16 protein-coding genes are annotated in these 12,856 nt (G+C 55.7%); 15 read left to right on the top strand and 1 reads right to left on the bottom strand.

Features of this window, described 5'->3' with window-relative positions; all coding sequences use genetic code 11:
* Positions 1-16: 16 nt before the first annotated feature.
* Genes napF through ccmH form a run of 15 tightly spaced genes read left to right on the top strand, consistent with a single transcriptional unit; the run spans position 17 to position 12,156 of the window.
* A complete protein-coding gene (gene napF / locus ACJHWR_RS10445; protein WP_000686745.1) occupies positions 17-511 on the top strand; it encodes a ferredoxin-type protein NapF in 495 nt (164 codons plus the stop codon).
* Positions 501-764 (top strand): chaperone NapD, encoded by a 264-nt coding sequence (napD, locus tag ACJHWR_RS10450; RefSeq protein WP_000557384.1) that lies wholly within the window; start codon positions 501-503, stop codon positions 762-764. Before napF ends, napD begins: the two co-directional genes overlap by 11 nt.
* Positions 761-3,247 (top strand): periplasmic nitrate reductase subunit alpha, encoded by a 2,487-nt coding sequence (gene napA, locus ACJHWR_RS10455; protein ID WP_000778064.1) that lies wholly within the window; start codon positions 761-763, stop codon positions 3,245-3,247. The genes napD and napA overlap by 4 nt, the downstream gene beginning before the upstream one ends.
* Before the next feature lie 6 nt (positions 3,248-3,253).
* Entirely contained in the window at positions 3,254-3,949 is a 696-nt protein-coding gene (napG, locus tag ACJHWR_RS10460) for a ferredoxin-type protein NapG (protein WP_000091291.1), read from the top strand.
* Positions 3,936-4,799: a quinol dehydrogenase ferredoxin subunit NapH gene (napH, locus tag ACJHWR_RS10465; RefSeq protein WP_000013503.1), complete on the top strand. Its 864-nt coding sequence runs from the start codon at positions 3,936-3,938 to the stop codon at positions 4,797-4,799. The genes napG and napH overlap by 14 nt, the downstream gene beginning before the upstream one ends.
* The gene (gene napB, locus ACJHWR_RS10470) at positions 4,796-5,245 is read left to right on the top strand and encodes a nitrate reductase cytochrome c-type subunit (RefSeq protein ID WP_000835177.1); all 450 of its coding nucleotides are present in this window, start codon (positions 4,796-4,798) and stop codon (positions 5,243-5,245) included. Before napH ends, napB begins: the two co-directional genes overlap by 4 nt.
* A gap of 9 nt (positions 5,246-5,254) precedes the next feature.
* Positions 5,255-5,857, top strand: coding sequence for a cytochrome c-type protein NapC (napC, locus tag ACJHWR_RS10475; protein ID WP_000528376.1), 603 nt, complete (start codon positions 5,255-5,257; stop codon positions 5,855-5,857).
* 12 nt (positions 5,858-5,869) lie between these two features.
* On the top strand, positions 5,870-6,493 hold the full coding sequence (ccmA, locus tag ACJHWR_RS10480) for a cytochrome c biogenesis heme-transporting ATPase CcmA (protein ID WP_000525569.1): 624 nt from the start codon (positions 5,870-5,872) through the stop codon (positions 6,491-6,493).
* Positions 6,490-7,152: a heme exporter protein CcmB gene (gene ccmB / locus ACJHWR_RS10485; RefSeq protein ID WP_000971730.1), complete on the top strand. Its 663-nt coding sequence runs from the start codon at positions 6,490-6,492 to the stop codon at positions 7,150-7,152. The genes ccmA and ccmB overlap by 4 nt, the downstream gene beginning before the upstream one ends.
* A gap of 41 nt (positions 7,153-7,193) precedes the next feature.
* Positions 7,194-7,931: a heme exporter protein CcmC gene (ccmC, locus tag ACJHWR_RS10490; RefSeq protein WP_001295447.1), complete on the top strand. Its 738-nt coding sequence runs from the start codon at positions 7,194-7,196 to the stop codon at positions 7,929-7,931.
* The gene (gene ccmD / locus ACJHWR_RS10495; protein WP_000186540.1) at positions 7,928-8,137 is read left to right on the top strand and encodes a heme exporter protein CcmD; all 210 of its coding nucleotides are present in this window, start codon (positions 7,928-7,930) and stop codon (positions 8,135-8,137) included. Before ccmC ends, ccmD begins: the two co-directional genes overlap by 4 nt.
* A complete protein-coding gene (ccmE, locus tag ACJHWR_RS10500; protein WP_001026412.1) occupies positions 8,134-8,613 on the top strand; it encodes a cytochrome c maturation protein CcmE in 480 nt (159 codons plus the stop codon). Before ccmD ends, ccmE begins: the two co-directional genes overlap by 4 nt.
* The gene (gene ccmF / locus ACJHWR_RS10505) at positions 8,610-10,553 is read left to right on the top strand and encodes a cytochrome c-type biogenesis heme lyase CcmF (protein ID WP_000982447.1); all 1,944 of its coding nucleotides are present in this window, start codon (positions 8,610-8,612) and stop codon (positions 10,551-10,553) included. Before ccmE ends, ccmF begins: the two co-directional genes overlap by 4 nt.
* The gene (gene dsbE / locus ACJHWR_RS10510; protein WP_000824439.1) at positions 10,550-11,107 is read left to right on the top strand and encodes a thiol:disulfide interchange protein DsbE; all 558 of its coding nucleotides are present in this window, start codon (positions 10,550-10,552) and stop codon (positions 11,105-11,107) included. The genes ccmF and dsbE overlap by 4 nt, the downstream gene beginning before the upstream one ends.
* The gene (gene ccmH / locus ACJHWR_RS10515) at positions 11,104-12,156 is read left to right on the top strand and encodes a cytochrome c-type biogenesis thiol:disulfide oxidoreductase CcmH (protein WP_001211558.1); all 1,053 of its coding nucleotides are present in this window, start codon (positions 11,104-11,106) and stop codon (positions 12,154-12,156) included. Before dsbE ends, ccmH begins: the two co-directional genes overlap by 4 nt.
* A 34-nt stretch (positions 12,157-12,190) precedes the next feature.
* Here the strand turns inward: ccmH and narP are convergent, their stop codons facing one another.
* Positions 12,191-12,838, bottom strand: a complete 648-nt coding sequence (narP, locus tag ACJHWR_RS10520) for a nitrate/nitrite response regulator protein NarP (RefSeq protein WP_001113637.1) — start codon at positions 12,836-12,838, stop codon at positions 12,191-12,193.
* Positions 12,839-12,856: the final 18 nt, after the last annotated feature.

Consider the following 12,856-nt stretch of genomic DNA (forward strand, 5'->3'; position numbering starts at 1 on the left):
ATGATGGAAGGTCAATGTGAAGATTGATGCATCCCGTCGGGGCATACTCACTGGTCGCTGGCGCAAAGCCAGTAACGGTATCCGTCCGCCCTGGTCCGGTGATGAATCTCATTTTCTGACCCATTGCACCCGCTGTGATGTCTGTATTAATGCTTGTGAAAACAACATTCTGCAACGCGGCGCGGGTGGCTATCCGAGCGTTAATTTCAAAAATAACGAGTGCAGCTTCTGTTACGCCTGCGCGCAGGCTTGCCCCGAATCGCTATTTTCTCCGCGCCACACCAGGGCCTGGGATTTGCAGTTCACCATTGGGGACGCGTGCCTGGCGTATCAGTCAGTTGAATGCCGCCGCTGTCAGGATAGCTGTGAGCCAATGGCAATTATCTTTCGCCCGACGCTCTCCGGGATCTACCAGCCGCAACTTAATAGCCAACTTTGCAACGGATGTGGAGCATGTGCAGCCAGCTGTCCGGTATCAGCCATAACTGCGGAGTATCTCCATGCACACTAACTGGCAAGTTTGCAGCCTGGTCGTGCAGGCCAAAAGCGAACGAATTTCAGACATCAGCACCCAACTGAACGCCTTTACCGGCTGTGAAGTTGCTGTCAGCGACGCGCCGAGCGGTCAGTTGATTGTGGTGGTGGAAGCAGAAGACAGCGAAACGCTGATCCAAACCATTGAGTCAGTACGCAACGTAGAGGGCGTGCTGGCGGTGTCGCTGGTTTATCACCAGCAGGAAGAGCAAGGTGAGGAAACACCATGAAACTCAGTCGTCGTAGCTTTATGAAAGCTAACGCCGTTGCGGCCGCTGCGGCGGCTGCCGGTCTCAGCGTGCCGGGCGTTGCCCGCGCCGTTGTTGGTCAGCAGGAAGCCATTAAATGGGATAAAGCGCCGTGCCGTTTCTGCGGTACGGGTTGCGGCGTTCTGGTCGGAACGCAGCAGGGGCGTGTGGTGGCCTGTCAGGGCGACCCGGACGCACCGGTTAACCGTGGCCTGAACTGCATTAAGGGCTATTTCCTGCCCAAAATCATGTACGGTAAAGACCGTTTGACGCAGCCGCTGCTGCGTATGAAAAACGGTAAATATGACAAAGAAGGCGAATTTACCCCAATCACCTGGGATCAGGCCTTCGATGTGATGGAAGAGAAATTTAAGACTGCCCTGAAAGAAAAAGGGCCGGAATCGATCGGTATGTTCGGTTCTGGTCAGTGGACTATCTGGGAAGGTTATGCCGCGTCCAAGTTGTTCAAAGCGGGCTTCCGTTCGAACAACATCGACCCGAACGCGCGTCACTGTATGGCGTCGGCAGTAGTTGGCTTTATGCGTACCTTTGGTATGGATGAGCCGATGGGCTGCTACGACGACATCGAGCAGGCTGACGCGTTTGTGCTGTGGGGCGCAAACATGGCGGAGATGCACCCGATCCTCTGGTCGCGCATCACTAACCGTCGTCTCTCTAACCAGAACGTTACCGTGGCGGTGCTTTCTACCTACCAGCATCGTAGCTTCGAGCTGGCGGATAACGGCATCATCTTTACGCCGCAATCTGACCTGGTGATCCTGAACTATATCGCCAACTATATCATTCAAAACAATGCGATAAATCAGGACTTCTTCAGCAAACACGTTAACCTGCGCAAAGGGGCGACGGACATCGGCTACGGTTTACGTCCGACCCATCCGCTGGAAAAAGCAGCGAAGAATCCGGGTTCTGACGCCTCCGAACCGATGAGCTTTGAAGATTACAAAGCCTTCGTTGCTGAATATACGCTGGAAAAAACCGCCGAAATGACCGGCGTGCCGAAAGACCAGTTAGAACAACTGGCGCAGCTGTATGCCGATCCGAACAAGAAAGTCATCTCCTACTGGACGATGGGCTTCAACCAGCATACCCGTGGTGTGTGGGCCAACAACCTGGTCTACAACCTGCACCTGCTGACCGGCAAAATTTCCCAGCCGGGTTGCGGTCCGTTCTCCCTGACCGGGCAGCCTTCCGCGTGTGGTACTGCGCGTGAAGTGGGCACCTTTGCTCACCGTCTGCCTGCGGACATGGTGGTGACTAACGAGAAACATCGTGATATTTGCGAGAAGAAGTGGAATATCCCGAGTGGCACCATTCCGGCGAAAATCGGTCTGCACGCGGTGGCACAAGACCGTGCGCTGAAAGACGGCAAACTGAATGTTTACTGGACCATGTGTACCAATAACATGCAGGCCGGACCGAACATTAATGAAGAGCGTATGCCGGGCTGGCGCGATCCGCGCAACTTTATCATCGTTTCCGATCCGTATCCGACGGTCAGTGCGCTGGCAGCGGACTTGATCCTGCCGACCGCAATGTGGGTAGAGAAAGAGGGCGCTTACGGTAATGCCGAACGCCGTACTCAGTTCTGGCGTCAGCAGGTACAGGCACCGGGTGAAGCGAAATCGGATCTCTGGCAGTTAGTTCAGTTCTCCCGCCGCTTCAAAACTGAAGAAGTGTGGCCGGAAGAGTTGCTGGCGAAGAAACCTGAACTGCGTGGCAAAACGCTGTATGAGGTTCTGTATGCCACTCCGGAAGTGAGCAAATTCCCGCTATCCGAACTGGCGGAAGATCAGCTGAACGATGAATCCCGCGAGCTGGGCTTCTATCTGCAAAAAGGGCTGTTCGAAGAGTACGCATGGTTTGGTCGCGGTCACGGTCACGATCTCGCGCCGTTCGATGACTACCACAAAGCACGCGGTCTGCGCTGGCCGGTGGTGAACGGTAAAGAAACGCAGTGGCGTTACAGCGAAGGTAACGACCCGTACGTGAAAGCGGGCGAAGGCTACAAGTTCTACGGTAAACCGGATGGCAAAGCGGTGATCTTCGCGCTGCCGTTCGAACCTGCGGCGGAAGCACCGGATGAAGAGTACGACCTGTGGCTCTCTACCGGACGCGTCCTGGAGCACTGGCATACCGGCAGTATGACTCGCCGTGTACCGGAACTGCACCGCGCCTTCCCTGAAGCGGTCCTGTTTATTCACCCGCTGGATGCGAAAGCGCGCGATCTGCGTCGTGGCGACAAAGTGAAAGTGGTTTCTCGCCGTGGCGAAGTGATCTCGATTGTCGAAACGCGCGGCCGTAACCGTCCACCGCAGGGCCTGGTGTACATGCCGTTCTTCGACGCCGCACAGCTGGTTAACAAACTGACGCTGGACGCGACCGATCCGCTCTCGAAAGAGACGGACTTCAAGAAGTGCGCGGTCAAACTGGAGAAGGTGTAAGCCATTATGTCCCGGTCAGCGAAACCTCAAAATGGTCGCCGCCGCTTTCTGCGCGATGTCGTTCGCACAGCAGGCGGGCTGGCTGCCGTGGGTGTGGCGCTGGGGTTACAACAGCAAACCGCACGCGCATCTGGTGTGCGGTTGCGCCCGCCCGGAGCCATAAACGAGAACGCCTTTGCCAGTGCCTGTGTGCGTTGCGGTCAGTGTGTTCAGGCTTGCCCTTACGACACCTTAAAACTGGCGACGCTGGCTTCTGGCCTGTCGGCGGGCACGCCATATTTTGTTGCGCGGGATATTCCTTGCGAAATGTGTGAGGACATTCCGTGCGCCAAAGTGTGCCCGAGCGGTGCGCTGGATCGTGAGATCGAATCGATCGACGACGCGCGGATGGGGCTGGCGGTGCTGGTGGACCAGGAAAACTGTCTCAACTTTCAGGGGCTGCGCTGCGATGTTTGTTATCGCGAATGCCCGAAAATTGATGAGGCCATCACCCTGGAGCTGGAGCGCAACACGCGTACCGGTAAGCACGCCCGCTTTCTGCCGACGGTTCACAGCGACGCCTGTACCGGTTGCGGTAAGTGCGAAAAAGTGTGCGTGCTGGAACAACCGGCAATCAAGGTGTTACCGCTGTCACTAGCGAAAGGGGAGTTAGGTCACCATTACCGCTTCGGCTGGCTGGAGGGGAACAATGGCAAATCGTAAACGTGACGCCGGGCGCGAGGCGCTGGAGAAAAAAGGCTGGTGGCGCAGTCACCGTTGGTTAGTGTTACGTCGCCTTTGTCAGTTCTTCGTGCTGGGGATGTTTTTGAGCGGTCCGTGGTTTGGTGTGTGGATCTTGCACGGCAACTACAGCAGTAGCCTGTTATTCGACACCGTTCCGCTGACCGATCCGCTGATGACGCTGCAAAGCCTTGCCAGCGGTCATCTGCCTGCCACGGTAGCACTGACTGGTGCGGTAATTATCACCGTGCTCTACGCCCTGGCAGGAAAGCGATTATTTTGCAGCTGGGTCTGCCCGCTGAACCCGATTACCGACTTAGCGAACTGGTTACGCAGGCGCTTTGACCTCAATCAGTCTGCGACGATCCCTCGCCACATTCGCTACGTGCTGTTGGTGGTCATTCTGCTGGGATCGGCCTTAACCGGCACGCTCATCTGGGAATGGATCAACCCCGTTTCCCTGATGGGGCGCAGCCTGGTAATGGGCTTCGGTAGCGGCGCGCTGCTTATTCTCGCGCTGTTTTTATTTGATCTACTGGTCGTTGAACACGGCTGGTGCGGTCACATTTGTCCGGTTGGCGCGCTGTATGGCGTACTGGGTAGCAAAGGTGTGATTACCGTTGCGGCCAGCGATCGGCAGAAATGTAACCGCTGTATGGATTGTTTTCATGTTTGCCCGGAACCGCATGTGCTACGTGCCCCGGTGCTGGATGAACAAAGCCCGGTGCAGGTCACCAGCCGCGATTGCATGACGTGCGGTCGCTGCGTGGATGTCTGTTCTGAGGATGTATTTACAATAACTACACGATGGAGTTCGGGAGCGAAATCATGAAAAGCCATGACCTGAAGAAAGCGCTGTGTCAATGGACGGCGATGCTGGCCCTGGTGGTGAGCGGCGCGGTTTGGGCGGCTAATGGCGTCGATTTTAGCCAGTCGCCGGAAGTATCCGGGACGCAGGAAGGGGCCATTCGGATGCCAAAAGAGCAGGAACGGATGCCGCTGAACTATGTGAATCAGCCGCCAATGATCCCGCATAGCGTTGAAGGTTATCAGGTAACGACCAATACCAACCGCTGCTTGCAGTGCCACGGTGTCGAAAGCTATCGCACCACTGGCGCGCCGCGCATCAGTCCTACTCACTTTATGGACAGCGACGGCAAAGTGGGCGCGGAAGTGGCTCCGCGTCGTTATTTCTGTCTGCAATGTCACGTACCGCAGGCCGATACCGCGCCAATCGTGGGGAATACCTTTACCCCATCAAAAGGTTACGGGAAATAAGAGGTTATTATGGGAAATTCTGACCGTAAGCCTGGTCTGATTAAGCGCCTGTGGAAATGGTGGCGTACCCCCAGCCGTTTGGCGCTGGGGACGCTACTGTTGATCGGTTTTGTCGGCGGCATCGTCTTCTGGGGCGGCTTTAACACCGGGATGGAAAAAGCCAATACCGAAGAGTTCTGCATTAGCTGCCACGAAATGCGTAACACGGTGTATCAGGAATACATGGATTCCGTGCACTACAACAACCGTAGCGGCGTTCGTGCGACCTGTCCGGATTGTCACGTTCCGCACGAGTTTGTGCCGAAGATGATACGCAAGCTCAAAGCAAGTAAAGAGCTGTATGGTAAAATTTTTGGCGTTATTGACACGCCGCAGAAATTTGAAGCTCATCGCCTGACGATGGCACAGAATGAGTGGCGGCGCATGAAGGACAATAACTCGCAGGAGTGCCGTAACTGTCACAACTTCGAGTATATGGATACAACCGCCCAGAAATCGGTTGCCGCGAAGATGCATGACCAGGCGGTGAAAGATGGGCAAACCTGTATTGATTGCCATAAAGGGATAGCGCACAAGCTGCCCGATATGCGCGAAGTCGAGCCAGGTTTTTAACAGGGTTATTGCGTGGGTATGCTTGAAGCCAGAGAGTTACTTTGCGAGCGGGATGAACGAACCTTATTTAGTGGCTTGTCATTTACGCTGAACGCAGGAGAGTGGGTACAAATCACCGGTAGCAACGGCGCGGGGAAGACAACGCTTCTCCGTTTGCTGACGGGGTTGTCTCGCCCTGATGCGGGTGACGTTCTCTGGCAAGGGCAGCCCTTGCATCAGGTACGCGACAGCTACCATCAAAACCTGTTATGGATAGGCCATCAGCCGGGGATCAAAACCCGGCTGACGGCGTTAGAAAATCTGCACTTTTATCATCGCGATGGCGATACCGCACAATGTCTGGAAGCCCTGGCGCAGGCTGGGCTTGCCGGATTCGAAGATATTCCGGTAAATCAACTTTCTGCCGGGCAACAACGCCGCGTCGCTTTAGCGCGTCTGTGGCTGACCCGTGCCACGTTATGGATCCTCGACGAGCCTTTTACCGCGATTGACGTTAACGGCGTCGATCGTCTGACCCAGCGTATGGCGCAGCATACGGAGCAGGGGGGGACTGTGATTCTGACTACCCACCAGCCGCTCAACGTTGCTGAAAGTAAAATTCGCCGCATTTCACTGACGCAAACGGGGGCCGCATGATGTTCTGGCGCATTTTCCGTCTTGAGCTGCGCGTGGCGTTTCGCCACAGCGCCGAAATCGCCAACCCGCTGTGGTTCTTCCTGATTGTCATTACCCTTTTTCCGCTCAGTATCGGTCCGGAGCCGCAACTGCTGGCGCGTATTGCACCGGGCATTATCTGGGTTGCCGCGCTGCTTTCATCCTTGCTGGCACTCGAGCGACTGTTCCGTGACGATTTGCAGGACGGCAGTCTTGAACAATTGATGTTGTTGCCGTTACCCTTGCCCGCCGTTGTGCTGGCGAAGGTGATGGCGCACTGGATGGTAACCGGTCTGCCGTTACTCATCCTTTCGCCCCTGGTAGCAATGCTACTGGGAATGGATGTTTATGGCTGGCAAGTGATGGCGCTGACGCTGCTGCTGGGAACGCCTACGCTTGGCTTTCTCGGTGCACCGGGCGTGGCGCTGACAGTGGGACTTAAGCGCGGTGGTGTGCTGCTCAGCATACTGGTGTTACCGCTGACTATCCCATTACTCATCTTTGCCACCGCCGCGATGGACGCGGCTTCTATGCATTTGCCCGTTGATGGGTATCTGGCAATTTTAGGCGCGTTGCTGGCAGGCACCGCGACATTAAGTCCTTTTGCGACGGCGGCAGCGTTACGAATCAGCATTCAATAACGCTGGATTACTGATTTTTGTTCGAGTCTGGTATCGAAACTATGTGGAAAACACTGCATCAACTGGCGATCCCACCACGGCTGTATCAAATCTGTGGCTGGTTTATACCGTGGCTGGCAATTGCCAGTGTGGTCGTGCTTACCGTCGGCTGGATCTGGGGATTCGGCTTTGCTCCGGCTGATTATCAGCAGGGAAATAGCTACCGCATTATCTACCTGCATGTGCCTGCGGCGATCTGGTCGATGGGCATTTATGCATCAATGGCGGTGGCGGCGTTTATTGGCCTTGTCTGGCAGATGAAAATGGCCAACCTGGCGGTGGCGGCGATGGCCCCCATTGGTGCCGTGTTTACCTTTATTGCCCTGGTTACCGGCTCTGCATGGGGAAAACCGATGTGGGGCACCTGGTGGGTATGGGATGCACGTCTGACTTCTGAACTGGTGCTGCTGTTTTTGTATGTGGGTGTGATTGCCCTGTGGCACGCCTTCGACGACCGCCGTCTGGCGGGCCGTGCGGCAGGTATCCTGGTGCTGATTGGCGTGGTGAATCTGCCGATTATTCATTACTCCGTGGAGTGGTGGAACACCCTGCACCAGGGATCAACGCGGATGCAGCAAAGTATCGATCCGGCGATGCGTTCGCCGCTGCGCTGGTCGATTTTTGGCTTCCTGCTCCTGTCTGCCACGCTGACGCTGATGCGGATGCGTAATTTGATTTTGCTGATGGAAAAACGCCGTCCGTGGGTGAGTGAACTGATACTGAAAAGAGGCCGTAAATGACCCCTGCATTTGCTTCCTGGAATGAATTTTTCGCAATGGGCGGTTACGCCTTTTTTGTCTGGCTGGCGGTGGTGATGACCGTCATTCCGCTGGTGGTTTTGGTCGTGCACTCGGTGATGCAGCATCGCGCAATTCTGCGTGGCGTGGCGCAACAGCGGGCGCGTGAGGCGCGTTTACGTGCTGCGCAACAGCAGGAGGCTGCATGAATATTCGCCGTAAAAACCGCTTGTGGATTGCCTGTGCCGTGTTGGCGGGGCTGGCGCTGACTATCGGTCTGGTGCTATATGCGCTGCGCTCGAATATCGATCTCTTTTATACGCCGGGGGAAATTCTCTACGGCAAGCGTGAAACTCAGCAAATGCCGGAAGTCGGTCAGCGTCTGCGCGTTGGCGGGATGGTGATGCCGGGTAGTGTGCAGCGCGATCCCAATTCGCTAAAAGTAACTTTCACCATTTACGACGCTGAAGGTTCAGTAGATGTCTCTTACGAAGGCATTTTGCCGGATCTGTTCCGTGAAGGGCAGGGCGTTGTGGTGCAGGGCGAACTGGAAGAAGGCAATCATATCCTCGCGAAAGAAGTGCTGGCGAAACACGATGAAAACTACACGCCGCCAGAAGTTGAGAAAGCGATGGAAGCCAATCACCGTCGCCCGGCGAGTGTTTATAAGGACCCAGCATCATGATGCCGGAAATTGGTAACGGGCTGCTGTGTCTGGCGCTAGGAATTGCGCTGCTGCTGTCCGTGTATCCGCTATGGGGCGTAGCGCGCGGAGATGCGCGCATGATGGCATCTTCCCGCTTGTTTGCCTGGCTGCTGTTTATGTCTGTGGCTGGCGCATTTCTGGTACTGGTCAATGCCTTCGTGGTCAACGACTTCACCGTCACCTATGTTGCCAGCAACTCCAATACCCAGCTTCCGGTGTGGTATCGCGTGGCGGCCACCTGGGGCGCGCATGAAGGCTCGCTCCTGCTGTGGGTGCTGCTGATGAGCGGCTGGACCTTTGCGGTAGCGATTTTTAGTCAGCGTATTCCGCTGGATATTGTGGCCCGCGTACTGGCGATAATGGGGATGGTCAGCGTCGGCTTTTTGCTGTTCATTCTCTTTACCTCTAACCCGTTCTCACGCACGTTGCCGAACTTCCCGATTGAAGGTCGCGATCTTAACCCGCTGTTACAGGATCCGGGGCTGATCTTCCATCCGCCTCTGCTTTATATGGGGTACGTCGGCTTCTCGGTGGCGTTTGCTTTTGCCATTGCTTCTTTGTTGAGCGGGCGTCTGGACAGCACTTATGCGCGTTTTACTCGTCCGTGGACGCTGGCGGCGTGGATCTTCTTGACGCTCGGCATTGTGCTCGGTTCCGCATGGGCCTATTACGAACTCGGCTGGGGCGGCTGGTGGTTCTGGGATCCGGTAGAAAACGCCTCGTTTATGCCGTGGCTGGTGGGGACTGCGCTGATGCACTCACTGGCGGTCACTGAACAACGCGCCAGCTTCAAAGCGTGGACATTACTGCTGGCAATCAGTGCCTTCTCGTTGTGTCTGCTGGGGACTTTCCTGGTGCGTTCCGGCGTGCTGGTATCGGTACACGCGTTTGCCTCTGATCCGGCACGCGGTATGTTTATCCTCGCCTTTATGGTACTGGTGATTGGTGGTTCGCTGCTGCTGTTTGCCGCGCGTGGACACAAAGTTCGCTCACGCGTAAACAATGCGCTGTGGTCGCGGGAATCTCTGCTGTTAGCGAACAACGTTTTGCTGGTCGCCGCGATGCTGGTGGTGTTGCTGGGGACGCTGCTGCCGCTGGTGCACAAGCAACTGGGACTGGGCAGTATTTCGATTGGCGAACCGTTCTTCAACACCATGTTTACCTGGCTGATGGTGCCGTTTGCGCTGCTGCTTGGTGTCGGTCCTCTGGTGCGCTGGGGGCGCGATCGCCCACGTAAAATCCGCAATTTGTTGATTATCGCCTTCATCTCTACGCTGGTGCTGTCGCTGCTGTTGCCGTGGCTGTTCGAAAGCAAAGTGGTGGCGATGACGGTGCTCGGCCTGGCAATGGCCTGCTGGATTGCGGTGCTGGCAATTGCGGAAGCTGCGCTGCGTATTTCACGCGGCACGAAAACCACCTTCAGTTATTGGGGAATGGTGGCGGCTCACCTGGGGCTGGCAGTGACAATTGTTGGTATTGCCTTTAGCCAGAACTATAGCGTTGAGCGTGATGTGCGCATGAAGTCCGGCGATAGTGTCGATATCCATGAATATCGCTTCACCTTCCGTGATGTCAAAGAGGTGACTGGCCCGAACTGGCGTGGCGGTGTGGCGACTATCGGCGTAACGCGCGATGGCAAGCCGGAAACGGTGCTGTATGCGGAAAAACGTTATTACAACACTGCCGGGTCGATGATGACCGAAGCGGCGATTGACGGCGGCATCACGCGTGACCTGTACGCCGCGCTCGGTGAAGAGCTGGAAAACGGCGCGTGGGCCGTGCGTCTTTACTACAAACCGTTTGTTCGCTGGATTTGGGCGGGCGGGCTGATGATGGCGTTGGGCGGACTGCTGTGTCTGTTTGATCCTCGCTATCGTAAGCGCGTGAGTCCGCAAAAAACTGCGCCGGAGGCTGTATGAAGCGCAAAGTATTGTTAATTCCGTTGATTATCTTCCTGGCGATTGCCGCGGCGCTGCTGTGGCAGCTGGCGCGTAATGCCGAAGGGGATGATCCGACCAATCTGGAATCGGCGCTCATTGGCAAGCCAGTGCCGAAGTTTCGCCTCGAATCACTGGACAATCCGGGGCAGTTTTATCAGGCGGATGTGCTGACTCAGGGCAAACCTGTGCTGCTTAACGTCTGGGCGACCTGGTGTCCGACCTGCCGTGCGGAACATCAATATCTGAATCAGCTTTCTGCGCAGGGCATTCGCGTGGTCGGCATGAACTATAAAGACGATCGCCAGAAGGCAATCAGCTGGCTGAAAGAGCTGGGCAATCCTTACGCACTAAGCCTGTTTGATGGCGACGGCATGTTAGGGCTGGATCTCGGTGTCTATGGCGCGCCAGAAACGTTCCTCATCGACGGCAACGGCATCATTCGCTATCGCCATGCGGGCGATCTCAATCCTCGCGTCTGGGAAGAAGAGATCAAGCCGCTGTGGGAGAAATACAGTAAGGAGGCCGCACAATGAGGTTTTTATTGGGCGTGCTGATGCTGATGATCTCCGGCTCAGCGCTGGCGACCATCGACGTGTTGCAGTTTAAGGATGAAGCGCAGGAGCAGCAGTTCCGCCAACTCACTGAAGAACTACGCTGCCCGAAATGCCAGAACAACAGCATTGCCGATTCCAACTCGATGATTGCCACCGACCTGCGCCAGAAAGTGTATGAACTGATGCAGGAAGGTAAAAGTAAGAAAGAGATTGTCGATTATATGGTGGCGCGTTACGGCAACTTCGTCACTTACGATCCGCCGTTAACGCCGCTGACCGTGCTGCTGTGGGTGCTTCCGGTAGTGGCTATTGGCATTGGCGGTTGGGTCATTTACGCCCGTTCGCGGCGTCGGGTACGCGTGGTGCCGGACGCGTTTCCTGAACAAAGCGTGCCGGAAGGTAAGCGTGCCGGATATATTGTTTATCTGCCGGGTATTGTGGTGGCGTTAATTGTGGCTGGCGTCAGCTACTACCAGACGGGCAATTATCAGCAGGTGAAAATCTGGCAGCAGGCCACGGCACAGGCTCCGGCGTTACTGGACAGGGCGCTGGATCCGAAAGCCGATCCGCTCAACGAAGAAGAGATGTCGCGCCTGGCGCTGGGGATGCGTACTCAACTGCAAAAAAATCCGGGAGATATAGAAGGCTGGATTATGTTGGGCCGCGTTGGCATGGCGCTGGGTAACGCCAGTATTGCCACCGATGCATACGCTACTGCATATCGCCTCGATCCGAAGAACAGTGATGCGGCGCTCGGATACGCTGAAGCGTTGACACGTTCATCTGATCCCAACGACAACCGCCTGGGTGGTGAACTGCTACGCCAGTTGGTGAGAACTGACCACAGCAATATCCGTGTGTTAAGCATGTATGCGTTTAATGCCTTTGAGCAGCAGCGATTTGGCGAAGCCGTTGCCGCGTGGGAGATGATGTTGAAACTCTTACCTGCCAATGATACTCGCCGTGCGGTGATTGAACGTAGTATCGCGCAGGCGATGCAACATTTGTCGCCGCAGGAGAGTAAATAAAAAGAGGCCCGATGGTGATGCCATCGGGCTATTTTTATTGTGCCCCGCGTTGTTGCAGGAACAGAATGGTGGCCGCCACGCGTGAGCGGACATTGAGTTTACGCAGCAGATTGCGAATGTGTACTTTTACTGTCTGCTCGGAAATATTCAACACCGAGGCAATCTGTTTATTTGACAGCCCCTGTGCCAGCTCGTGCAGAACATCCAGCTCGCGCTCCGTCAGCACGCTGAAGGGATCTTCTTCTGCGCCAAACATTTCACGTTCACGTAAGTACTGATTGACGCGTTCGCTAAAGACTTTGCTGCCTTTCGCTCCGGCACGAATCGCTTCCAGCAACACTTCCGGGTCGCTGTCTTTCAACAGATAACCGTCTGCGCCTGCGTCTATCAGCGCAAAGACATCGCTGGAGGCATCTGATACGGTCAGGATAATAATTTGCGCGGTAACGCCATCCCTGCGCAAGGCATTGAGGGTATCCAGGCCACTCATACCTTTCATATTGAGATCCAGTAAGATCACGTCGATATCCAGCCTATTCGCCAGATCGATCGCGCTCGCGCCGTCGCCCGCTTCGGCGACCACTTCAAAGCCAGGATCAAGCTCCAGTAACTGACGAACACCGCGTCGCATAAGTGGATGATCATCCACAATCATCACCTGAAAAGGCGTTGCTTCAGGCATAGTAGTCTCCTGAGGTTT

The sequence above is a fragment of the Escherichia sp. WS568 genome, from assembly GCF_046486085.1.
In the GTDB taxonomy this organism is placed as follows: Bacteria; Pseudomonadota; Gammaproteobacteria; order Enterobacterales; family Enterobacteriaceae; genus Escherichia; species Escherichia coli.

Coding starts and splice junctions, on each gene's coding strand:
- napD (WP_000557384.1), top strand. CDS start 501: ATGCACACTAACTGGCAAGTTTGCAGCCTGGTCGTGCAGGCCAAAAGC.
- napA (WP_000778064.1), top strand. CDS start 761: ATGAAACTCAGTCGTCGTAGCTTTATGAAAGCTAACGCCGTTGCGGCC.
- napG (WP_000091291.1), top strand. CDS start 3,254: ATGTCCCGGTCAGCGAAACCTCAAAATGGTCGCCGCCGCTTTCTGCGC.
- napH (WP_000013503.1), top strand. CDS start 3,936: ATGGCAAATCGTAAACGTGACGCCGGGCGCGAGGCGCTGGAGAAAAAA.
- napB (WP_000835177.1), top strand. CDS start 4,796: ATGAAAAGCCATGACCTGAAGAAAGCGCTGTGTCAATGGACGGCGATG.
- napC (WP_000528376.1), top strand. CDS start 5,255: ATGGGAAATTCTGACCGTAAGCCTGGTCTGATTAAGCGCCTGTGGAAA.
- ccmB (WP_000971730.1), top strand. CDS start 6,490: ATGATGTTCTGGCGCATTTTCCGTCTTGAGCTGCGCGTGGCGTTTCGC.
- ccmC (WP_001295447.1), top strand. CDS start 7,194: ATGTGGAAAACACTGCATCAACTGGCGATCCCACCACGGCTGTATCAA.
- ccmD (WP_000186540.1), top strand. CDS start 7,928: ATGACCCCTGCATTTGCTTCCTGGAATGAATTTTTCGCAATGGGCGGT.
- ccmE (WP_001026412.1), top strand. CDS start 8,134: ATGAATATTCGCCGTAAAAACCGCTTGTGGATTGCCTGTGCCGTGTTG.
- ccmF (WP_000982447.1), top strand. CDS start 8,610: ATGATGCCGGAAATTGGTAACGGGCTGCTGTGTCTGGCGCTAGGAATT.
- dsbE (WP_000824439.1), top strand. CDS start 10,550: ATGAAGCGCAAAGTATTGTTAATTCCGTTGATTATCTTCCTGGCGATT.
- ccmH (WP_001211558.1), top strand. CDS start 11,104: ATGAGGTTTTTATTGGGCGTGCTGATGCTGATGATCTCCGGCTCAGCG.
- narP (WP_001113637.1), bottom strand. CDS start 12,838: ATGCCTGAAGCAACGCCTTTTCAGGTGATGATTGTGGATGATCATCCA.